This is a genomic window from Conexibacter stalactiti (assembly GCF_033542075.1).
GTDB classification, from domain to species: domain Bacteria; phylum Actinomycetota; class Thermoleophilia; order Solirubrobacterales; family Solirubrobacteraceae; genus Conexibacter; species Conexibacter stalactiti.
Map to the genome: position 1 here is coordinate 22,764 of NZ_JAWSTH010000050.1, position 20,494 is coordinate 43,257.

At 73.9% G+C, this 20,494-nt stretch carries 20 protein-coding genes; 18 read left to right on the top strand and 2 right to left on the bottom strand.

Annotated features, from left to right (window positions below; all coding sequences use genetic code 11):
• The first annotated feature begins 11 nt into the window (after positions 1-11).
• The 17 genes from R7226_RS17935 (at position 12) to R7226_RS18015 (ending at position 17,251) form a co-directional block, all read left to right on the top strand.
• Positions 12-995, top strand: a complete 984-nt coding sequence (locus tag R7226_RS17935) for a type IV toxin-antitoxin system AbiEi family antitoxin domain-containing protein (RefSeq protein WP_318598613.1) — start codon at positions 12-14, stop codon at positions 993-995.
• Positions 996-1,231: 236 nt separating this feature from the next.
• The gene (locus tag R7226_RS17940) at positions 1,232-2,176 is read left to right on the top strand and encodes an amidohydrolase family protein (RefSeq protein ID WP_318598614.1); all 945 of its coding nucleotides are present in this window, start codon (positions 1,232-1,234) and stop codon (positions 2,174-2,176) included.
• Between the two features lie 6 nt (positions 2,177-2,182).
• The gene (locus R7226_RS17945) at positions 2,183-3,277 is read left to right on the top strand and encodes a Gfo/Idh/MocA family protein (RefSeq protein ID WP_318598615.1); all 1,095 of its coding nucleotides are present in this window, start codon (positions 2,183-2,185) and stop codon (positions 3,275-3,277) included.
• Positions 3,274-4,374, top strand: a complete 1,101-nt coding sequence (locus R7226_RS17950) for a LacI family DNA-binding transcriptional regulator (RefSeq protein WP_318598616.1) — start codon at positions 3,274-3,276, stop codon at positions 4,372-4,374. The genes R7226_RS17945 and R7226_RS17950 overlap by 4 nt, the downstream gene beginning before the upstream one ends.
• Positions 4,375-4,452: 78 nt before the next feature.
• A complete protein-coding gene (locus tag R7226_RS17955; protein ID WP_318598617.1) occupies positions 4,453-5,475 on the top strand; it encodes a sugar ABC transporter substrate-binding protein in 1,023 nt (340 codons plus the stop codon).
• Positions 5,462-6,988, top strand: a complete 1,527-nt coding sequence (locus tag R7226_RS17960) for a sugar ABC transporter ATP-binding protein (protein WP_318598618.1) — start codon at positions 5,462-5,464, stop codon at positions 6,986-6,988. The genes R7226_RS17955 and R7226_RS17960 overlap by 14 nt, the downstream gene beginning before the upstream one ends.
• Positions 6,978-8,219, top strand: coding sequence for an ABC transporter permease (locus tag R7226_RS17965; RefSeq protein WP_318598619.1), 1,242 nt, complete (start codon positions 6,978-6,980; stop codon positions 8,217-8,219). The genes R7226_RS17960 and R7226_RS17965 overlap by 11 nt, the downstream gene beginning before the upstream one ends.
• Positions 8,212-9,021: an SDR family NAD(P)-dependent oxidoreductase gene (locus R7226_RS17970; RefSeq protein WP_318598620.1), complete on the top strand. Its 810-nt coding sequence runs from the start codon at positions 8,212-8,214 to the stop codon at positions 9,019-9,021. The genes R7226_RS17965 and R7226_RS17970 overlap by 8 nt, the downstream gene beginning before the upstream one ends.
• Positions 9,021-10,223, top strand: a complete 1,203-nt coding sequence (locus R7226_RS17975) for an extracellular solute-binding protein (protein ID WP_318598621.1) — start codon at positions 9,021-9,023, stop codon at positions 10,221-10,223. Before R7226_RS17970 ends, R7226_RS17975 begins: the two co-directional genes overlap by 1 nt.
• Complete coding sequence (locus R7226_RS17980; protein WP_318598622.1) at positions 10,220-10,699, top strand: VOC family protein; 480 nt, start codon at positions 10,220-10,222, stop codon at positions 10,697-10,699. The genes R7226_RS17975 and R7226_RS17980 overlap by 4 nt, the downstream gene beginning before the upstream one ends.
• Positions 10,696-12,078 (top strand): class-II fumarase/aspartase family protein, encoded by a 1,383-nt coding sequence (locus R7226_RS17985; RefSeq protein WP_318598623.1) that lies wholly within the window; start codon positions 10,696-10,698, stop codon positions 12,076-12,078. Before R7226_RS17980 ends, R7226_RS17985 begins: the two co-directional genes overlap by 4 nt.
• Positions 12,078-13,073 (top strand): thiamine pyrophosphate-dependent dehydrogenase E1 component subunit alpha, encoded by a 996-nt coding sequence (locus tag R7226_RS17990; protein WP_318598624.1) that lies wholly within the window; start codon positions 12,078-12,080, stop codon positions 13,071-13,073. The genes R7226_RS17985 and R7226_RS17990 overlap by 1 nt, the downstream gene beginning before the upstream one ends.
• Positions 13,066-14,049 carry an alpha-ketoacid dehydrogenase subunit beta gene (locus tag R7226_RS17995; protein WP_318598625.1) on the top strand — a complete coding sequence of 328 codons (984 nt, stop codon included), beginning with the start codon at positions 13,066-13,068 and terminating at the stop codon, positions 14,047-14,049. The genes R7226_RS17990 and R7226_RS17995 overlap by 8 nt, the downstream gene beginning before the upstream one ends.
• A 37-nt stretch (positions 14,050-14,086) precedes the next feature.
• A complete protein-coding gene (locus R7226_RS18000; RefSeq protein WP_318598626.1) occupies positions 14,087-15,067 on the top strand; it encodes an NAD-dependent epimerase/dehydratase family protein in 981 nt (326 codons plus the stop codon).
• Positions 15,064-16,209: a M24 family metallopeptidase gene (locus tag R7226_RS18005; RefSeq protein WP_318598627.1), complete on the top strand. Its 1,146-nt coding sequence runs from the start codon at positions 15,064-15,066 to the stop codon at positions 16,207-16,209. The genes R7226_RS18000 and R7226_RS18005 overlap by 4 nt, the downstream gene beginning before the upstream one ends.
• The gene (locus R7226_RS18010; protein ID WP_318598628.1) at positions 16,206-16,520 is read left to right on the top strand and encodes a Dabb family protein; all 315 of its coding nucleotides are present in this window, start codon (positions 16,206-16,208) and stop codon (positions 16,518-16,520) included. The genes R7226_RS18005 and R7226_RS18010 overlap by 4 nt, the downstream gene beginning before the upstream one ends.
• A gap of 497 nt (positions 16,521-17,017) precedes the next feature.
• Positions 17,018-17,251: a DUF559 domain-containing protein gene (locus R7226_RS18015; RefSeq protein WP_318598629.1), complete on the top strand. Its 234-nt coding sequence runs from the start codon at positions 17,018-17,020 to the stop codon at positions 17,249-17,251.
• Positions 17,252-17,260: 9 nt separating this feature from the next.
• On the opposite strand, the gene R7226_RS18020 is transcribed toward R7226_RS18015, so the two are convergent.
• Together R7226_RS18020 and R7226_RS18025 are read right to left on the bottom strand one after the other, a co-directional pair.
• Positions 17,261-17,836 carry a helix-turn-helix domain-containing protein gene (locus R7226_RS18020; RefSeq protein ID WP_318598630.1) on the bottom strand — a complete coding sequence of 192 codons (576 nt, stop codon included), beginning with the start codon at positions 17,834-17,836 and terminating at the stop codon, positions 17,261-17,263.
• Positions 17,837-17,951: 115 nt separating this feature from the next.
• On the bottom strand, positions 17,952-18,458 hold the full coding sequence (locus tag R7226_RS18025) for a c-type cytochrome (RefSeq protein ID WP_318598631.1): 507 nt from the start codon (positions 18,456-18,458) through the stop codon (positions 17,952-17,954).
• 123 nt (positions 18,459-18,581) lie between these two features.
• Between R7226_RS18025 and R7226_RS18030 the strand changes: the two genes are divergently transcribed.
• Positions 18,582-20,363: an FAD-dependent oxidoreductase gene (locus R7226_RS18030; protein ID WP_318598632.1), complete on the top strand. Its 1,782-nt coding sequence runs from the start codon at positions 18,582-18,584 to the stop codon at positions 20,361-20,363.
• The last annotated feature ends 131 nt before the right edge of the window (positions 20,364-20,494 follow it).

Consider the following 20,494-nt stretch of genomic DNA (forward strand, 5'->3'; position numbering starts at 1 on the left):
ACGGGACTGTGATGCTCGGCGCCATGACCGGCCGAGCCCCCGAACACCGGTCGATTGCTGTTGATAGACAACAGCAATCGACCGCTGTTCCCGACGCCGCGCTTCGTGACCTGGCAGACCGCCAGCACGGTGTTGTATCTCGGCGGCAAATCACTGCAGCGGGACTGACGCCGGCGATGATCCGCACCCGCTTGGAGCGCGGCTCGCTGATCAGAATCCACCGGGGCGTCTACGCCGTTGGTCACCGCCGGCTCCGTCCGCAGGGCACCTCCCTCGCGGCGCTGTTGGCGGTGGGACGCGGTGCCGTGCTGAGTCACCGCGACGCGGCGGGCCTCCATCAGCTGCGCCCGGCCAACCATCGCGACTCGGAGGTCACGATCGACGCCAAGCGGGCGCCGATCGACGGCATCCGCATCCACCGTGCCATCCTCCCGCCCGACGAGGTCACTCGCATCGACGGCCTCCCCGTCACGACGGTGGCGCGGACGCTGGTTGACCTCGCCTGCGTCGTCCCGAAGGACCATCTCGCGAAGGCGGTGCAGCAGGCAGAGCGGCTGCGGAGCTTCGACGGGCGGGCGGTCGAGCGCGCGCTGGCCCGGACGCGCAACCGTCACGGCACCGGACACGCCGCGCTGACCGCACTGCTGGCCGAGCTGCGCGGGATCGAGACGCAGCTGACCCGCTCGACGCTCGAGATCCGCTTCCTCGCGCTCGTCGACCGGTACGGCCTGCCGCGTCCGCGCACCAACCTCCATGTCCACGGCAGAGAGGTCGACGCCTGGTGGCCGCGGGCGCGGCTGGCGGTCGAGGCCGACGGCTGGCGCGATCATGGTACCCGCGTGGTCTTCCAAAGAGATCGCGAGAAGGGCAACTGGCTGGCGCTGCGCGGCATCACCCTCCTGCGCTTCACTCACGACGACGTGATGCGCCGCCCCGAGCGCGTCGCGGCTCAGCTCGCCGAAGCGCTGGCAAACCGCGAGCACCGGGCGGCGTGAAGAGGTCGGGCGCGCGGTTGGCGGGCGGGGTAGAGAGCGGCGGAGTCCGAGCGCTCCCCCGCCGGCTCACCCTCGCAGCGGTCGTTGGCCGGGGCAGCGAAGGCGCGAGGAGCCGGCGCCGGCGGCGTCGCCGGAGGGCGGGCAGCAGCGCGGAGACACGCCAGTCAACCGATTGACCTAGACAAACGATTGTCTTGTGTTACTCTCCCCGGCGGATTCGATCGGAGGAGAGACCGGTGGTGAGGATCGACGCGCATCAGCACGTCTGGGAGATCGAGACGGGAGGCTACCCGACGCTGGCGGCGCTGCCGGCTCCGGTCAACCGCTCCTACGAGCCCGCCGAGCTGTTCCCCCAGCTGGTCGCCGCCGGCATCGACGCGACCGTGCTCGTGCAGGCGGAGGACCATCACGAGGACACCGCCGCGATGCTCGCCCACGCTCGCGAGCACGAGTGGATCGCCGGCGTCGTCGGCTGGCTCGACCTGCTCGACCCGACCGCGACCGAGGCCGGCGCGCGCGCCTGGGCGCAGGAGCCGCTGCTCGTCGGCATGCGCCACCTGATCCACGACGAGCCCGACAGCGGCTGGCTGCTGCGGCCGCAGGTGCTCGAGTCGCTCGGCGTGCTCGCCGCGCATGACATCCCCTTCGACGTCGTCGCCGTGCTGCCCGAGCACCTCGCGCTCGTGCCGCGGGTCGCCGAGCAGGTGCCCGGCCTGCGGATCGTGGTCGACCACCTCGCCAAGCCGCCGATCGCCGACCGCGGCTGGGAGCCGTGGGCGTCGCTGCTGGCCGAGGCCGCCGCCGTCCCGGGCGTCTGCGCGAAGGTCAGCGGCCTCAACACCGCCGCCGACCCGGCGACGTGGAACGCGGCGGCGCTGGAGCGCTACGTCGACCACGCGCTCGACTGCTTCGGCGCCGGCCGCCTGATGTTCGGCGGCGACTGGCCGATCGCGCGGCTCGCCGGCGAGTACGCCGACGTCGTGCGCGAGACCGAGCGGCTGCTCGCGGGCCTCCCGGCGGCGCAGCAGGCGGCGATCTGGGGCGGGACGGCGCAGAGCTTCTACGGCTTGCGGCTGCGCGGCACGGTCGCGGAGGTCGCGGCCGCCGCGCCCGCCGCGCCCGGCGCGGCCGAACCCGATGCCGCCGCGCCGGAGAGCGCAACGACCGGAGCGGGGGCCTAGCCGACCATGCTCCACCAGCTCGAACCGGTCGCCGTCGCCTGCGACCTCTCGATCCCCGCCGAGCGGCGCCTCGGCGTCGGCATCGTCGGCGCCGGCGCGATCGTCGACGCCGCCCACCTGCCGGCCTACCGCAGAGCGGGTCTCACGATCCACGGCATCCACGACCGCGACCATGAGCGCGCCCGCGAGGTCGGCGCCCGCCACGGCGTCCCTGTCGTGGACGACCTCGAGACCCTCCTCGCCGATCCCGCCGTCGAAGTCGTCGACATCGCCGTCGTTGCCAGCGCGCAGGTCGAGATCGCAAAGGCCGCGATCGCCGCCGGCAAGCACGTCCTCTGCCAGAAGCCGCTCGCGCCGACGCTCGCAGAGGCGGCTGAGCTGGTCGTGGCGGCCGAACAAGCCGGCGTGCAGCTCGCCGTCAATCAGCAGCTGCGCTTCGACGAGGGCGTCGCGGCCGCTCGCGCGATGATCGAGGCCGGCTGGATCGGCACGCCGACCGCGATCTCGATCGACGTCGACATCGCGACCGACTGGAGCGCCTGGTCGTGGCTGATGGAGACGCCGCGGCTGGAGATCATGTTCCACTCGATCCACTACATCGACGCGATCCGCGACCTCTTCGGCGATCCCGACCAGGTCCACTGCGTGCTCTCCCGCCGGCCCGGCCAAAGCGCCCGCGGCGAGACGCGCACGGTGGCGACGCTGACCTTCCCGGGCGACCGCCTCGCCGTCGTCCACTCCAACCACGAGAACATCGCCGGCGATCACCACGCGCGCTTCCGCATCGACGGCGCCGAGGGCTCGATCCGCGGCACCTTCGGCCTGCTGTACGACTACCCGCACGGCCGCCCTGACACGGTCGAGGTCTTCAGCCGCACGCTGCCGACCGACGGCTGGCTGCCGTACCCGGTCACGCAGCGCTGGATCCCCGACGCCTTCGCCGGTCCGATCGGCTCGCTGATGCTCGCCGCGGCCGGTGGTCCCGCCCCGCGCACCGCGGGTGCCGACAACCTCAAGACGCTCGCCGTCGTCGAGGCGCTCTACCGCTCGGCCGAGAACCGCGAGGTCGAGCGGCCGTCCTATGAGAGGGTGGCGGCGTGACCCCGCCCACCGAGACGAAGACGCCCGCGCGAGCGACGACGACGGCGACGACGAAGACGACGAAGACGCCCGCGCAGGCGACCAAGGCGGTCACGCTGCTCGACGTCGCCACGCGCGCCGGGGTCGACCGCTCGGTCGTCTCGCGCGTGCTCAGAGACGACCCGCGCCTGAACATCCGCGAGGAGACGCGCGAGCGCGTGCTCGAAGCGGTGCGGGCGCTCGACTACCGCCCCAACGCCCTCGCGCGCAGCCTGCGCACGCGCCGCGCCGACACCTACGGCCTGCTGATCCCCGACTTCGGCAACCCCGTCTACGCCTCGATCATCCAGGGCGCCGAGTCGGCCGCGATCGCGCGCGACTGCGTGCTGATGACCGGCAGCGTCGGTGCCGGCGCCGAGCAGGCCGCCCACCACCTCGACGTGATCGGCCGCGGCCGCGTCGACGGCCTGCTGCTGGCCGGCGACCACACCGACCGCGCGCAGCTCGACGAGCTCGACCGCCGCGGGATCCCGTGGCTGCTGGTCAACCGCAGGCTGCCGAGAGCGCGCCGCTGGGTCGTGCTCGACGACGAGGAGGCGGCCGGCCTGGCCGTTCGTCACCTGATCGGCCTCGGCCACGAGCGGATCGCGCACGTCGCCGGGCCGAGAGACGCCGACACGGCACGCCGCCGCATGCGCGGCTGGAGAACGGCGATGAGAGCGGCCGGGCTGGCGACGCCGGCGCGCGCCGTCGTCGTCTCCGACTACACGCCGGAGGGCGGCGCGCGCGCGACGCGCGAGCTGCTGGCGCGCGCCGAGCGCCCGACCGCGGTGCTCGTCGCCAACGTCGCGGCCGCGATCGGCACCTTGTCGGCGGCCGCGGAGGCCGGCGTGCGGGTGCCGGAAGAGCTGTCGGTCGTGGCTGTCCACGACCTGCCACTGGCCGCAGTGTTGCGGCCGGCGCTGACGACGGTGCGCACGCCGCTGGAACGACTCGGCGCGCGCGCGATCGAACTGCTGGCCTCGACGGCGCCCGATGCGCCGATCGAGGAGGTCGTCGACGGCGAGTTGGAGCTGGTCGAGCGCGCCTCGACCGCTCCGCCGGCAGCGAGTTCGTAGGGGCCCCCGGAAATGTGGTTTCGGAGGAGAGATAGCGATGCGGGTCAATCGATTGACTCACCAGGAGGAGAAGGGTCGATGAAGATGCACCAGGTCTCCCGGAGAACCGGGATCGCGCTTGCAACCGTCGCGCTCGCCATCGCGGGCGCCGGCTGCGGCGCCTCGGAGGGCGGGAGCGACGACGACGGCGGCAGCACGCAGGCGGCGAAGTCCGCAGGCGATCTGACGATCGGCGTCTCCAACCTCGGCCTCGCCGCGCCCTTCCCGGCCGCGATCAGCCGCGGCATCAAGGCCGCGGCCGAGGAGCAGGGGATCAGAATCGTCGAGCTCGACGGCAAGAGCGATCCCGACAAGCAGGCCAACGACATGCAGGACCTGATCGCGCAGAGACCGGACGGGATCCTGCTGCTGCCGGTCGACTCCGGCATCGCGCAGGGGCTCGTCGACGCGGCCGACGCCGAGGGTATCCCCGTCGTCGCCGTCGCCTCGCAGGTCGGCGATCCGAGCGAGCGCGAGTTGAAGGACGTCTACCCGAGACTGGCCGCGCTCGTGACGCAGGACGAGGTCGCCTCCGGCGAGAAGGCCGCCGAGATCGTCATCAGAGAGCTGCCCGACGGCGGCGAGATCGCGATCCTCGAAGGCGCCGCCGGCTTCGCCGAGAGCAAGCTGCGCCAGGTCGGCTTCGATGAGGTCCTCGCCAGATCGGGCAGAAGCTTCAGAACCGTCGCGTCGCAGCCGGGCGACTGGCTGCCCGACAAGGGCGAGGCGGTCTGTCAGAACATGCTCGCCGCACACCCGAACCTGAGACTGGTCTACTCGCACTCCGACGACATGGCCGTCGGCTGCACGAAGGCGGTCGGACAGGCCAACCGCGACGTCAAGGTCGTCGGCGTCGGCGGCTCCAGACTCGGCATGAACGCGGTCGAGGCCGGCGAGATGGCCGGCACCGTCTGCTACCTGCCGGAGGAGCTCGGCAGAGTGGCGCTCGAGACGATCGTCGGCGACCTGACCGGCGACAGACCGGTCGAGGCCGAGTTCGTCAGCTACGAGACGCCGGCGACGACCAGAGCCAACGCGAGCGAATGCAATGCCCAGTGGTGAGCACAGCCCGCTGCTGCTGAGCATGCGCGGCGTCCGCAAGGTCTATCCGAGCGGAACCGTCGCACTCTCCGGCGTCGACCTGCGGGTCGGCGCCGGGGAGGTGGTCGGCCTCGTCGGCGCCAACGGCGCCGGCAAGTCGACCCTCATCAAGGTCCTCTCCGGCGCGGTGCCGGCGACCGACGGCGCGATCGAGTGGGAGGGCGCGTCGCAGGCGTGGGCCGTCCCCGCCGACGCGCAGGCGGCCGGCGTCGCGACCGTCTACCAGCACATCCCGCTCGCACACACGCTGACGGTGATCGAGAACGTCTTCCTCGGCCGCACCGGCTGGCGCCGTTCGAGCGTCAAGTTGGAACGCGAGCTGGCGCAGCTGCTGGAGCGGATCGGCTACGCGATCGACCCGCACGCGACCGTCGAGGAGCTGTCGATCGGGCAGCGCCAGATGGTCGCGATCCTCCAGGGGATCGCGCAGGGCGCGAGACTGCTCGTGCTCGACGAGCCGACCGCGTCGCTGGCGCGCGGCGAGCGCGAGGTCGTCTTCGAGGCCGTCCGCCGCCTCTCCAAGAGCGGCACCGCCGTCCTCTACGTCACCCACTTCCTCGACGAGATCCTCGACCTGACCGATCGCGTCACCGTCCTGCGCGATGGCCGCGTCGTCGCCGACGACGTGACCGACGACCTCACCGAGGACGCGCTCGTGCGCTCGATCGTCGGCCGCGAGCTGCTGCGCGTCGAGCAGCAGGAGATCGACCTGCCGCCGGCCGACGCGCCGCTGCTGCTGGAGGTCGAGGACCTGCGCTCCGGCGACCGCCTGCAGGGCGTCTCGCTGAGACTGCGCGCCGGCGAGATCGTCGGCATCGCCGGCCTGCTCGGCTCCGGCCGCTCGGAGCTGCTGCACGCGATCTTCGGCGCCGATCCCGACGCGCGCGGAACGGTCCGCATGGAGGGCAGAGAGCTGTCGCGCTCGCCCCGCGCCGCCGTCGCCGCCGGGCTCGCGCTCGTGCCGGAGGACCGCGGCAAGCAGGCGCTCTTCCCCGATTTCGAGATCTGGCGCAACGCCTCGATCACCGACCTGCCGACGCTCTCGCGCGGTCGCGCGCTGCCCGACTCCGAGCGCGAGCGCGAGCGCGCCCGCGACGCGATCAGAGCGCTGAAGATCAAGGCTCCCGGCCCCGACGCGCTCGTCGGCGAGCTGAGCGGCGGCAACGCGCAGAAGGTCGTCTTCGCGAAGTGGATGTACAGCGGCGCGCGGGTCTTCCTGCTCGACGAGCCCGGCTCCGGCATCGACATCGGCGCCAAGGCCGACATCGTCGAGCTGGTGCGGGAGCTGGCGCGCAGCGGCGCGGCGGTGCTCGTCGCCGACTCGGAGTTCTCGGAGCTGCTGGCCGTCTCGCACCGCGTGCTGGTGCTGCGGCGGGGGAGAGTGGTGGCCGAGCGTGCCTCGGGCGCCACCTCCGATCACGAGCTGGTCGGTCTGGCCAGCGGACTGGAGAAGGAGATGCAGCATGCAGCGTGACAAGCAGCGACGCGGGGTGCTCGACCTGCTGCGGGTGCGTGACCTCGGGATCGTCTACGCGCTGATCCTGCTCGTGGTCGTGCTGACGATCGTCAGCGCCGCGACCGGCCGCCCCAACTACCTCGGCGGCGACAACGTCGCCAACATCCTCGACCAGGCGTCGCTCGTCGGGATCCTCGCGGTCTTCATGACGGTCGTCCTGGTGAGCGGCAACTTCGACCTCTCGGTCGGCTCGATCGGTGCGCTCGCCGCGGCGATCTCGCTGAGCGTGATCGACGAGCGCGGCGTCGTCGTCGCGGTCCTGCTGGCGATCGGCGCGGCCGCCGCCGCCGGCCTCGTCAACGGCCTGATCGTGCAGGTGCTCGGCATCAACGCCTTCATCGTCACGCTCGGCACGATGACCGCCTTGCGCGGCGTCGTGCTGATCCTCACCGACGGCCGCACGATCACCGCCGAGAGCTCCGACGCGCGCACCGCGCTGCAGTCAATCGAGTCCGGCTTCTGGACCGTCAACGTGCCGGTGATCCTCGGCGTGCTGGCGCTGCTGGCGGCCGGCGCGGCCTTCGCCGCGGGCCATCGCGGCCGGCGCCTGGCGGTGCTCGGCGGCGGCGGCGCGATCCTGGCGATCGCGGGCTTCGCCGGCGACATGGGCTTCCGCTACGCGAAGCCGGTCTGGTACATGGCCGCGATCACGCTGATGACGTGGGCGGTGCTGCGCTTCACCGTCGTCGGCCGGCGCCTCTACGCGACCGGCGCGAACATGGAGGCGGCGCGCCTCTCGGGCATCAACGTCGCGCGCTACAAGGTCGTCCCGTTCGTGCTGACGGGCGCCGCCGCCGGCGTCGTCGGCGTGCTCTACGGCGCGAAGCTCGGCGCGACCAACCCGACCGCGCTCAACGGCCTCGAGCTGACCGTGATCGCCGCGGCGATCCTCGGCGGCACGTCGCTGTTCGGCGGCTCCGGCAGCGTCATCACGTCGGTCGTCGGCGCGCTCTTCCTGTTCACGATCGCCAACGGCTTCAACGTCCTCAACCTCGGTGCCAACTACCAGGACCTGATCGAGGGCGTGGTGCTGATCGTCGCCGCCGGCGTCTACACCGTCGCCAGCCGCCGCAAGGCGCGCGCCGGCAGCGCGCCGGAGCCGCCAGAGGACGGCGCCTCGACCCCCGCCGGCCCGGCCGCGACGTCCACGGCCACCCCGCCCGCCCGCGCGGAGGCGCTCCATGGCTGAGCAGCCGGCATCGCCGTTCGGGCGCTGCCTGGAGGGACGGACCGTGATCGTCACGGGCGCCGCTGCCGGCCTCGGCCGTGCGACCGCCGCGACGGTCGCGGCGGCCGGCGCGCGCGTCGTGCTGTCCGACCTGCCGGGCGACGCGCTCGACGCCGCGACGGCCGAGCTGAGCGCCGCCGGGGCCGAGGTGGTCGCGCGCCCGGCGACGCTCGGCGAGCGCGCGTCGACGACCGCGCTGGTCGCCGACACGGTCGCCGACGGCGGCTTCGACGGGCTCGTCGCGTGCGCCGGGATCTCCGGCACGCGGCCGTTCGCGGAGCTGCCGCGCGAGGAGTGGGACGCGGTCATGAACGTCAACGCGACCGCGATGTTCGACCTCGTGCAGGAGGCCGGCGCGGCGCTGGAGACGGCCGGCCGCGGCGGCTCGCTGGTGCTGTTCTCGTCGGTCGCCGGTCGCGGCGGCCGCGGCGACGCGCCCCACTACGCCGCCTCCAAGGCGGCCGTGATCTCGCTCGCGCGCTCGGCCGCGCTCGCCTTCGGCCCGGCCCGCGTGCGCGCCAACGCGATCTGCCCCGGCGTGATCATGACGCGCATGTGGGAGGAGCGGATCGAGGGGCTCGACCGCGAGTTCGGCGCCGGCGCCGGGCAGAGATACCTCGACGCGCTGACCGACAGGATGGCGCTGAAGCGGCTCGGCACGCCGGACGAGATCGCCGGCGCGGTCCTGTTCCTGCTCTCCGACGCCGCCGCCTACGTCACCGGCCAGGCGCTCAACGTCTGCGGCGGGCTGGAGTTCGACTGATGTCCGCTCGCCCGCTGCACGTCGCCGGCCGCCGCTTCGACCCGTTCGCGCGTGCCCTGCGCCGCCAGGTCGCCGCGTTCGAGGACGGCGCTGCCGCGCCGCCGCTGCTGGAGGATCAGTGGCTGCCGCTTGGCGAGCTGCGCGCGCTGCTGCTCGACGACGGCGCGCTGCGCGACGGCCGCCTCGACCTCGCGCTCGTGCCGACCGACTGGCTGCCCGAGCTGATCGCCGACGGCCACGTCGCGCCGCTCGCCGACGCGCTGCCCGACGACTGGGAGCGGGCGTGGACGCCGTCGCTGCGCGGCCTGCAGACCGACGCCGACGGCGAGGTCTACGGCGCCGCCTACCACGACGGGCCGACGATGCTGCTCTACCGCCGCGACCTGCTGGAGCGCGCCGGGATCGAGCCGCCGCGCGACTGGGAGGGCTTCCTCGCTGCCGCCCGCTGGCTCAGCGAGCCGGCCGCCGGCCGCTACGGCACCGTCCTCGCCGGCGCCTCCGACGGCCACAACGACGTCTACGACTTCGTCGCTCAGCTGGCCGCTCGCGGCGGCGAGCTGCTCGACGCCGACGGCCGCCCCGCCTTCGCCGGCGACGCCGGCCGCGAGGCGCTGCGCTTCCTGCACGACCTGTGGCACGTCCACGGCGTCGTCGACCCGGCCGCGCGCGGCTGGGACAGCGTCGCCTCCGGCGCCCGCTTCGCCGCCGGCGACGGCGCGCTGATGGTCAACTGGGCAGGCTTCGCCGCGCTCGCGCAGGCGCCCGGCTCGCCGACCCGCGACCTCGTCGCCTGCGCCCCGCCGCCCGGTCGCGCGCTCAACGTCTACTGGGTGCTCGTCGTCGGCGCCGGCAGCCGCGACCTGCCGCTCGCGCGCGCCGTCGCGCGCCACGTCGCGAGCGCGCGGATGGACCTGATCACCGCCGAGGAGGGCGCGACCGCGACCCGCCGCGACAGCTGGGCCGACCCCTCCGTGCAGGCGCTCGCGCCCTACTACGCCGTCCTGGAGGAGGCGCACCGCGGCGCCGTCACGATGCCGCGCACGCCCCGTCTGCCGGCGCTCACGACCGTGCTCAGCGAGATGGCCGAAGCTGCCATCTGGCACGGCGAAGACCTCTCGACCGGGCTCACGACGGCCGCCAGGCGCGCCGCCGAGCTGCTGGACGCCTCACCGACAGCCCACCAAGGAGCACCCTCCCGATGACCATCAACTCCGTCTGGCACGCCGGCTTCACCGTCAGCGACATCGAGCGCTCGATCGCCTTCTACACGGAGGCTGTCGGCCTCGAGCTGCGCCACCGTCAGGAGCAGGAGAACGCGTACACCTCGACGTTCATCGGGTACCCGGACGCGCGGCTGCGCGTCGCGCAGTTCGCGCTCCCGGGCGGTCAGCCCGGCCGCTCCGGCCACGTGCTGGAGCTGTGCGAGTACGTACGGCCGCGCGGCGAGACGATCGCGCCGGGCACCAACGCCACCGGCAGCGGCCACATCGCCTTCGAGACCGACGCGCTCGACGAGATCGTCGCGCGGATGGTCGCCGCCGGCGGCACGCCGGTCTCCGAACCGGTCGAGATCGTCGCCGGGATCAACAGAGGCGGGCGGACCGTCTACGTACGCGATCCGGACGGGATCACCGTCGAGCTGGTGCAGGCGCCGTCGCGGGCCGAGGTGACGGCATGAGCACGACCTCCCCGTTCCTGCTGCTGGAGCGGCTCTACGGCGACCCGGAGATGGCGGCGATCTTCTCCGAGCGCGCGACTGTGCGCTCGTGGCTGCGCGTCGAGGCGGCGCTCGCCGCCGCGCAGGCCGAGGTCGGCGTGCTCTCGCCGCAGCAGGCCGAGCAGATCGCCGGCGCTGCCGCGGACGCCGACCTCGTCGACCTCGACGCGCTGTGGCACGAGGCGCGCAACGTCGGCTACCCGATCTTCCCGCTCGTGCGCCAGCTGACCGGCGCGCTGCCCGACGGCGCCGCGGGCCGCGTCCACTACGGCGCCACGACGCAGGACATCATGGACAGCGGCCTGGCATTGCAGCTCGCCGAGGCGGTCGCGCGGCTGGAGCGGCTCTGCGACGCCTTCGGCGACGCGCTCGTCGGCCACATGCAGGCCCATCGCCACTCGACGATGGCCGGTCGCACGCACGCGCAGCACGCCGTCCCGACGACCTTCGGCGCCAAGCTCGCCGGCTACGTCGCCGAGCTGGCCCGCCACCGCGAGCGGCTGGCCGCACTGCTGCCGCGCGTCGCGGTCGTCTCACTCGCCGGCGCCGGCGGCACCAACGCCGCGCTCGGCAGCGAGCGCGACGCGATCCGCGAAGGGCTCGCCGAGCGGCTCGGGCTGGTCGACGCGGGCGTGCCGTGGCACGTCGCGCGCGACGGCCTGGCGGAGTTCGGCGCGGTCGCCGCGATGCTGGCCGCGACCGCCGCCCGCTTCGCGCGTGAGGTGATCGACCTCTCGCGCACCGAGGTGCAGGAGGTCGCCGAGGCGGCCGGCCACCACCGCGGCGCCTCCTCGACGATGCCGCAGAAGGCGAACCCGATCGGCTCCGAGGCCGTGATCGGGATGTCAGCCAGCGCCGCCGCGCTCTCCGCCGCGCTCTACCGCGCGATGGAGTCCGGCCATGAGCGCGCCGCCGGCGAGTGGCAGATCGAGTGGCAGGTGCTGCCGCAGGTCGCCGTGCTCGCCGCGGGCGCCCTGGCGACCGCGCACGAGGTCGCCGCCGAGCTGCGCGTCGACCCGCAGCGGATGCTGCGCAACCTCGGCGCGACCGACGGCCGCGTGATGGCCGAGGCGCACATGATCGCGATGGCGCCGCAGGTCGGTCGCGAGCGCGCGCACGACCTCGTCTACGCCGCCGCGCAGCAGTCGGCGGCCGAGGACCGGCCGCTCGCCGCCGTGCTGGCCGAGCACGTCAGCGCCGCCGGGCTCGACGCGGCGCTGGCGGCGCCGATCGCGCCGGCCGACTACGTCGGCGACCCCGACGCCGTCTGCGACGCCGCGCTGGCGGCGTGGCAGCGGCCCCTCTCACCGCACACCACCGATGACGGAGCGCTCGTCTGATGACCCCCACCACCACGACCACCCCCGCGGCCGCGCCCGCCGGTCCGGCCGGCGCCGCGCTCGCCGGCCAGTTCGCGGCGATGCTGCGGATCCGCCGCTTCGAGGAGCGGATCGAGAAGATGCGTCACGCCGGCGAGGTGATCGGCTCGGTCCACCTCTGCATCGGCCAGGAGGCGATCCCGGTCGGCGCGCGCGCGGCGCTCGAGGAGCGTGACGCGCTCTTCTCGACCTACCGCGGCCACGGCTGGGCGCTCGCCTGCGGCGTGCCGGCGGAGGCGCTCTTCGGCGAGCTGCTCGGCAAGCGCACCGGCGTCAACGGCGGCCGCGGCGGCTCGGCCTACTTCTCCGCGCCGAGCTACGGCTTCTACGGCGAGAACTCGATCGTCGGCGGCGGCGCGCCGATCGCCGCCGGCGCCGCGCTGGCGGCCAGATACGACGGCTCCGGCGCGATCGCGCTGACCGCCTTCGGCGAGGGGGCGATGAACCAGGGATCGGTCCACGAGGCGCTCAACTTCGCCGCCGCCTTCGACCTCGGCGTGATCTTCGTGATCGAGAACAACAGATACTCCGAGCTGACGCCGACGAAGGACATGGTCCGCGACGACGAGCTGTGGAAGCGCGCCGCCGCGTACGGGATCCCCGGCGTGCGCGTCGACGGCAACGATCCTCTCGCCGTTCGTGACGCTGTCGCCGAGGCGGCCGCGCGGGCGCGCGCGGGGGAGGGGCCGACGGTCGTCGAGACGATGACCGAGCGGCTCGTCGGCCACTACATCGGCGATGGCGAGGCCTATCGCCAGGAGGGCGAGGTCGCCGCCGCGCGCGAGCGCGAGCCGTTGGTGGTGGCGCGCGCCGCGCTGCTGGACGGCGGCATGTCCGCGGACTCGCTCGAGGAGCTGGTCACGTCCGTCGAGGCCGAGATCGACGCCGCCGCCGCCGCCGCGCTCGCCGCCGAGCCGGCCGACACCACGACCGTGCGGGAGCACCTCCATGCCTGAGCTGAACTACGTCTCCGCCGTCAACGCCGCGCTCCATCGCGCGATGGACGAGTTCCCCGAGGCGATCGCCTTCGGCGAGGACTTCGCGATTCCCGGCGGCGTCTTCACCGCCTCCAAGGGGCTGCGCGACCGCTTCGGCGAGCGGGTCTTCGACACGCCGATCTCCGAGGCCGCGATCCTCGGCGGCGCGATCGGCGCCGCGGTGCGCGGCCGCCGCCCGATCGTCGAGATCATGTGGGTCGACTTCTTCCTCGTCGCGCTCGACCAGATCGTCAACCAGGCGGCGAACGTCCGCTACGTCTCGCAGGGCGAGCTGACGGCGCCGCTGACCGTGCGCACGCAGCAGGGCGTGCTGGCCGGCTCCTGCGCCCAGCACTCGCAGTCGCTGGAGGCGATCTTCGCGCACGTGCCGGGGCTGATCGTCGGCCTTCCGGCGACGCCGCAGGACGCCTACGACATGCTGCTCTCGGCGATCGCCGCCGACGATCCCGCGGTCGTGATCGAGCACCGCTCGCTGTACTTCGGCCCGAGAGCCCCGGTGTCGGTCGACGGCCCGATTGAGCCGGTCGGTGGCGCGCGCGTGCGGCGCGCGGGGGAGGACGTGACGCTCGTGACGTGGGGCGCGATGCTCGGCGCGGCTGTGTCGGCGGCGGAGCAGCTCGCCGACGAGGGCGTCTCCGTCGAGCTGATCGACGCGCGCTGGCTGGCGCCGTTCGACACCGCGACGGTGACGGCGAGCGTCGAGAAGACCGGCCGGCTGGTGATCGCCCACGAGGCGAACGTCAGCGGCGGCTTCGGCGCCGAGGTCGCGGCGCGGATCGCGAACGAGGCGCTGTGGTCGCTGGAGGCGCCGATCGTGCGCGTCGGCCTGCCCGACTCGCGCATCCCGGCGGCGCCGGTGCTGCAGAGAGCGTTGGTGCCGGGCGCGGAGCAGATCGCGGCGGCGCTGCGCGAGACGGTCGCGGTGCCGGCGTGAGCCCGCTGCGGATCGGCGGTCGCCGGAGCGCCGCGCGATGACGCCCGCCGCCCAGCTCGACCTGCTCGTGATGGGCGGCACCCGCTTCATGGGCCGCGCGGTCGTCGAGGCCGCGCTCGTCCGCGGCCACCGCGTCACGGTCGTCCACCGCGGCAGCCACGCGGCCGACTTCTCGGCGCCGGTTGCCGAGGTGCTCGGCGACCGCTCCGACCCCGCGACGCTCGCCGCGCTGGCCGCCCGCGCCGACGCCTTCGACGCCGTCGTCGACCTGTCGGCGTACAGCGAGGAGCAGACGCGCGCGCTCGCGCGGACGCTGCCGGGCGTGCCGCGCTTCGTGCACGTCTCGACCGGCGCGGTGTACGCGCCGCAGCCGACCTTCCCGTGGCGCGAGGACGGCCCGGAGGGGCCGGCGCCGCTGTGGGGCGCCTACGCGGCCGAGAAGCTCGCCTGCGAACGGGCGCTGCGCTCGCTGCGCGCCGGCGACGGGCGTGTGACGTGGGCGCTGCGGCTGCCGTACGTGCTCGGCCCGCGCAACTACGCCCCGCGCGAGGAGTTCGTGCTCAACCGCCTGCTCGACGGCGCCGAGCTGCTGCTGCCCGGCGGCGGCGCGGCGCTGATCCAGTTCGTCCACGTCGCGCAGGTCGGCGCGGTCGCGGTCGCGCTGGCGGAGCGGCCGGCGGCGCCCGGCTTCGTCCCGCTCAACGTCGCGACGCGCGAGCTGGTCTCGCTCGCGGGCTTCGTCGAGCTGTGCGCGTCGGTCGCCGGCGTCGCGGCGCGCACCCGCGCGGTCGGCGGCGGCCCGACCGGCGACGGCTCCGCCGTCTTCGACGCGGCGAACTGCGTCTTCCCGTTCCCGAACGACTCCTACGTGCTCGACCTCGCGCGGCTGGAGTCGCTCGGGCTGACGGTGCCGGAGCTGAGCGTGCGCGCGATGATCGCCGACGCGCACGCGGCTCTGCTGGCTGATCCGGCGCGGCGGGTGTGGAGCCGGACGAGCGCGGAGGAAGGGGTGTCGTGATCGACTTCCCCGCCCGCCGCAGGCGGCTGTCGGCACTGGCGGCGGCGCGCGGGCTCGACGGGGTGCTCGTCTTCTCGTGGCGGCGCGCGGCGGTCGCGTGGTGCTGCGGCTACACGCCGGGGTTCGCGACCAACTGGGCGGCGCTGTGGATCGGCCGCGACGGTGAGGCGACGCTCGGTGTGCGCTTCCCGTTCGAGCTGGAGCGGGCGGCGCGCGAGAGCGGACTGCCGTGCGTCGAGGCGCCGCTGCCGATCGCGGTCGTGCCGCTCGCCGCGCGCGCGATCGGGATCGTCGCCGGCGACGTCGCGATCGACGAGCTGCCGGTCGAGGTGGCTGCCGAGCTCGCCCGCTGCGGGATCGCCCACGAGCGCCTCGACGACGAGCTGAACGCCTGGCGAGCGATCAAGGGCCCCGCCGAGATCGCCGCGCTGAAGCGCGCGGCCGCGATCTGCTCCGCCGCCCTGTGGGCGGGGGCGTCCAGCACCCAGTGGAGCGACGACTTCGCCCTTGCAGCCGCCGTCGAGGCCGCCTGCCGGGCGCGCGGGGCGACGCGCGCGCTCTGCCTCGTGGGGGCCGGTGACGGCGCGGTCGTGACCGAGCCGCACGGGGCGCCGCTGCCGCTCGATGGGCCGATCGGCGTCGAGCTGACGATCCAGCTGCCCGACGGCAGCGGCCATGTCTGTCACACGTACGCGGAGGGCCTCGCCGCCCAGCGCTGCGCGGCGGCACGGATCGCCTGCGAGCGGGCGCGCGCCGCGATCATCGCGACGATCGCGCCAGGCACGCCGGTCGACGCGGTCGTGGCGGCCGGCGAGGCCGAGCTGGCTCGCCACGGCCTGCTCGGGAGCCGCGAGTACGACTTCGGCCACGGGATCGGGCTCGAGACACCCGAGCGCCCGCGGCTGCTCGCCGGCCTCGGCGAGCGGATCGCCGTCGGTCAGGTGATCGCGGTCCACGTCGGCGTTCGCAGAGCGGCGCTGGGCACGTGGGTGACCGGCGGCCCCGTGGTGGTCGGCGACGACGGCGCGAGCGAGCTGCTGCGCGGCGCGCCCTGGTCGGCCCCGGATGCCGTCGCCGGTGCGCACATCGCCACGACCCCGCCGCCCATACCGAAGACCCGCGCGACGGCCGCCATCCGATGATCGACCACCACGTCCTCTTCCGCCTCCGCCGGCCCGCCGACGCGGCCGCGCGCGAGCGCTTCCTCACTGCGCTCGACGGCTTCGCCGCCGATCCGCCGCACGCCGCCGGACCCGGCACGGTCGCCGCAGACCTCGGTCTGCTCGGCGACCACCCTCGCGCGGGAGACGCCACTGTCACGATCCCCTTCGCCGACGAGGCCGCCCTCGCGGCGTACATGGCCGACCCACGCCACCGCTCGTTCGTCGACACCACCGTCGCCCCGGTGTGCGAAGGCTGGTGGGCGGTGCAGTCTCGTCGCAACCAGGAGTAGCGCCTCCACAGGAGTCGCTGGCAGGCTCCGACCATGCCCGCCCGCCGATCCGATGCGCGTGAAGTTGCTGTTGCTCAGCAACAGCAACTTCACGGTCATCCGGATCGGGCGCTGGCCGCCCTGGCAGATCGACAGCACGGGCACCGCCGCCTCCGTCCGAGCGGCATCTCTCTCGCGGCGCTGTTTGCGGTGGGACCGGGAGCCGTCTTGAGTCACCGCGACGCCGCCGGCCTCCACAACTTGCGTCCCGCCAACCACCGCGACACCGACGTCACGGTGGCACAGCAGCGGCGGACGCAGCCCGGCATCCGCATCCACCGCGCGAGCCTGCCGCCGGCGCACGTCACTCGCATCGACGGCCTTCCCGTCACGACGGTCGCGCGGACGCTGGTCGATCTCGCGGGAACCCTGCCGAAGGACCATCTCGCCGCGGCGGTGCAGCAGGCGGAGCGACTGCGGAGCTTCGACGGGCGGCGCGTCCACGCACCAACGTGCACGTGCACGGCAGAGAGGTCGACGCGTGGTGGCCGGAGGCGGGGCTCGCGGTGGAGTTGGACGGCTGGCAGGACCACGGCACGCGCGTCGTCTTCCAGAGAGATCGCGAGAAGGGCAACTGGCTGGCGCTGCGCGGCGTGACGCTGCTGCGCTTCACCCACCACGACGTGACCGTGCGCGCCGAGGCGACGGCGGCGCAGCTCGCCGAAGCGATCGCACACCGCGTCGCCGCCTGACGCCCCCGCTCAGCCAGATCCGAACAGCGCGCTGGCGTGCGTCGCGATGCCGCAGCCGAGGATTCGCGCGGTGCCGTCGTCGCCGTTGCGGATGCGGAAGCGGCGACCGGCGCGCAGGTAGATCGTGTCGCCGGGCCCGAGCGCGTGGGCGCCGTCGTCGGTCTCGACGGTCACGTTGCCCGCGATCACGTGGCTGAAGTGGTCGGTCGGGAGCGCGACCGTCTCCTTCATCGCCGCGCCCGGCTCATAGACCCACACCATCGGCACGAGCGGGCGATCGGTGTCGGCGACGAGCATGAACGCCTCGATGTGCTCGCCGGGCGAGTGCGCATGGGCCTCCTGGCCGTGCCGGACGACCGCGGAGGGCGCCGTCGGCGGCCCGGCGAGGTCGCGCAGCGATGCGCCGTAGATCTGCAGCAGACGCAGCAGCCGGTTCATCGCGAGGTCGCTCTGCTCGCGCTCGACGAGCGAGAGGAAGGAGGCCGACAGCCCGGCCTGGTCGGCGGCGGCCTTGATCGACAGACCGCGCCGCTGGCGCAGCTCCCGCAGGCGCGGGCCGAGTGGTGGATCGGGCAGGTCGGTCATCGTCGCGGGCCGCCGGCGGCCCGCGACGGAAATCTACCGGGGCCGCTCAGGCGCGGACACGCCCGCCGCGACGTGCCGCGCGGCGCCACCCCGCGCGCGCCGACGACGGCGTCACTCAGGACCCTGCCGCGCCCGCGACGTACGCCGCGACGGCGTCGATCTGCTCCGGCTGCAACGTGCCGCCGAACGACGGCATCCCGCCGCCACCGCCTCTGACCATCGCCGCGACCGCCTCGACCGTCGGTCTGGCGTCGTCGAGGTTGGGGCCGACCGAGCCGCTCGCGCCGGCATCGGCGAGCGTGTGGCAGCCGGCGCAGCTCTGCGTGAAGATCGCCTTGCCCTCGTCGTCGGCCGCGCCGCCGCCGGCCGAGGCGCTGCCGCCATCCGAGGCGCCGGCGTCGTCATCGCCGCCGTCACCGGCCGCAGCGCCGCCGTCGTCGTCGCTGCTCGCCGGCGGCTGGGACGCATCCGGTTCGGAGCCGCCCTGCGGATCCGCGGGCAGGTCGGTCAGCTCGATCGAGGCGGTCGTGCTCTCGTCGTCGCCACCGCAGGCGGCGAGGCCGAAGGTCAGCCCGAGGCAGGCGAGCAGGACGGCGAACAGCGGGATGGCTCGGGACGGCATGGGCGGCTCTCTCCAGTCGACGGGACGCGCTTCGCGGCGCGAGGAGACCGTACACGACGTGTGCAGAATATGCGATAGTCGGCCGCAGTCTGTGCGCAATATTGTGTGAGTTGGGAGAGAGAGATGGGCGACGACGCCGTGCAGCACGGTTCAAAGGTCTCGCGACGTTCGCTGCTGGCCGCGGCGGGCGCGGTCACCGGTGGCGCGGCGCTGGCGGGCATGCCGCGCGCGGCGCGGGCAGCCGGCCGCTCGTTCGACGCTGAGGCCGACGTGATCGTCGTCGGCGGTGGCGGTGCCGCCTTCGCGGCCGCGGTCGGTGCCGCGCAGGGCGGCACGAGAGTGCTGCTGCTGGAGAAGGCGCCGGCGATCGGCGGCACGACCGCCCGCTCCGGCGGCGCCTACTGGATCCCCAACAACCACGTGATGCGCCGCGAGCACGGTGTCAGAGACCCGAAGGACGACGCCGTCAAGCTGATGGCGCGGCTCGCCTACCCGAGCGTCTACGATCCGCAGTCGCCCGACCTCGGCATCGGCGAGTTCAGCCACGGGCTGATCTCGAAGTACTTCGACCTCGCGCCGGCCGTGATCGAGCGGATCGAGAGAATGGGCGTGCTGAGATCGCAGATCGCCGAGCTGCGCCCCGGACAGACGGCGACCGACGGGATCGAGTGGACCCACCCCGAGTACCACGCCGAGCTGGCGGAGAACAAGGCGCCGTATGGCCGCACGCTCCATCCGACCGGCGCCGAGGGCGGCGGTGGCGGCAGCCTCATGACCGGTCTTGCGACCTACGCGCGCAGAGCGGGCGTGAGAGTGCTGACCGGACAGCACGTCGTGCAGCTGGCGACCAACGGCAAGGGCGAGGTCGTCGGCGTGCAGGTCCAGACCGACAGAGGCGACCGGCTCTACCGCGCCAAGCGCGCCGTGGTCTTCGGCACCGGCGGCTTCACGCAGGACCGCAGCAAGGTGATGAACTACCTCAAGGGCCCGATCTTCGGCGGCTGCGCGGTCCCGACCAACACCGGCGACTTCATCGACATGGCGACCCAGCTCGGCGCGCGGCTGGGGAACATGCGCAACGGCTTCTTCGTCCAGCACGTGCTGGAGCAGGCGCTGGCGAACTCGAGCGTCGTCGACGACCTGTGGATCCCGCCGGGCGACGCGATGATCATGGTCAACCGCTTCGGCGACCGCGTCGCGAGCGAGAAGACGCCGTACAACGAGCACACGCAGAGCCACTTCGTGTGGGACACGACGCGCTCGGAGTACCCCAACCTCGTGCAGTTCATGGTCTACGACGACACCGTCGCGAACGACCCGTACCAGGCGTACGGCATGCCCTTCCCGAGACCGGGCACGAGAGCGCCGTACGTGGTCAGCGGCGCGACGATCGGCGAGCTGGCCGCCAACGTGCAGACGCGCCTCGACAGACTGCGCGGCAGAGTCGCCGTCAACGGCGCGATCGGCCCCGACGTGCGGCTCGACGACGGCTTCGCCGACAACCTCCAGCGCACGATCGACCGCTTCAACGGCTTCGCCCGCGCCGGTCGCGACGATGACTTCGGCCGCGGCTCGACGCCGATCCAGGTCTCATGGGGCGGCCCGCGCCGCAGAGGCAACAGCAAGAACCCGTCGATGTATCCGCTCAGCCCGAGCGGGCCGTACCACTGCATCCTGATCGGCGGCGGCACGCTCGACACCAACGGCGGCCCGGTCGTCGACGCCTCCGGCCGCGTCCAGCACGTCAACGGCCGCCCGATCCCGGGGCTGTACGGCGCCGGCAACTGCGTCGCCTCGCTCGCCGGGCAGGCCTACTGGTCGGCCGGCGGCACGCTCGGGCCGGCGATCACGAACGGCTTCACGGCCGGCGAGAACGCGATCGGCGAGCCGGTCAAGGAGGTGTGATGGAGACGCTCGACCGCGCCGGGCTCGTCTACGGGGTGGAGGAGCCGGCGCGCGCGCCCGCCGCGGCCGCGCCCGGCTCGCGGGCGAGCGTCGCGGCCGCGGGCGCCGGGGCCGGCACCACCCTCGTGCTG

Excerpts from the sequence above, each read along its gene's own strand:
- R7226_RS18025 (WP_318598631.1), bottom strand. The coding sequence starts at position 18,458 with ATGCCGTCCCGAGCCATCCCGCTGTTCGCCGTCCTGCTCGCCTGCCTC.
- R7226_RS18030 (WP_318598632.1), top strand. The coding sequence starts at position 18,582 with ATGGGCGACGACGCCGTGCAGCACGGTTCAAAGGTCTCGCGACGTTCG.
- R7226_RS17960 (WP_318598618.1), top strand. The coding sequence starts at position 5,462 with ATGCCCAGTGGTGAGCACAGCCCGCTGCTGCTGAGCATGCGCGGCGTC.
- R7226_RS17985 (WP_318598623.1), top strand. The coding sequence starts at position 10,696 with ATGAGCACGACCTCCCCGTTCCTGCTGCTGGAGCGGCTCTACGGCGAC.
- R7226_RS17975 (WP_318598621.1), top strand. The coding sequence starts at position 9,021 with ATGTCCGCTCGCCCGCTGCACGTCGCCGGCCGCCGCTTCGACCCGTTC.
- R7226_RS18010 (WP_318598628.1), top strand. The coding sequence starts at position 16,206 with ATGATCGACCACCACGTCCTCTTCCGCCTCCGCCGGCCCGCCGACGCG.
- R7226_RS18000 (WP_318598626.1), top strand. The coding sequence starts at position 14,087 with ATGACGCCCGCCGCCCAGCTCGACCTGCTCGTGATGGGCGGCACCCGC.
- R7226_RS18020 (WP_318598630.1), bottom strand. The coding sequence starts at position 17,836 with ATGACCGACCTGCCCGATCCACCACTCGGCCCGCGCCTGCGGGAGCTG.
- R7226_RS17990 (WP_318598624.1), top strand. The coding sequence starts at position 12,078 with ATGACCCCCACCACCACGACCACCCCCGCGGCCGCGCCCGCCGGTCCG.
- R7226_RS17980 (WP_318598622.1), top strand. The coding sequence starts at position 10,220 with ATGACCATCAACTCCGTCTGGCACGCCGGCTTCACCGTCAGCGACATC.
- R7226_RS17935 (WP_318598613.1), top strand. The coding sequence starts at position 12 with ATGCTCGGCGCCATGACCGGCCGAGCCCCCGAACACCGGTCGATTGCT.
- R7226_RS17945 (WP_318598615.1), top strand. The coding sequence starts at position 2,183 with ATGCTCCACCAGCTCGAACCGGTCGCCGTCGCCTGCGACCTCTCGATC.
- R7226_RS17955 (WP_318598617.1), top strand. The coding sequence starts at position 4,453 with ATGAAGATGCACCAGGTCTCCCGGAGAACCGGGATCGCGCTTGCAACC.
- R7226_RS17995 (WP_318598625.1), top strand. The coding sequence starts at position 13,066 with ATGCCTGAGCTGAACTACGTCTCCGCCGTCAACGCCGCGCTCCATCGC.
- R7226_RS17970 (WP_318598620.1), top strand. The coding sequence starts at position 8,212 with ATGGCTGAGCAGCCGGCATCGCCGTTCGGGCGCTGCCTGGAGGGACGG.
- R7226_RS17965 (WP_318598619.1), top strand. The coding sequence starts at position 6,978 with ATGCAGCGTGACAAGCAGCGACGCGGGGTGCTCGACCTGCTGCGGGTG.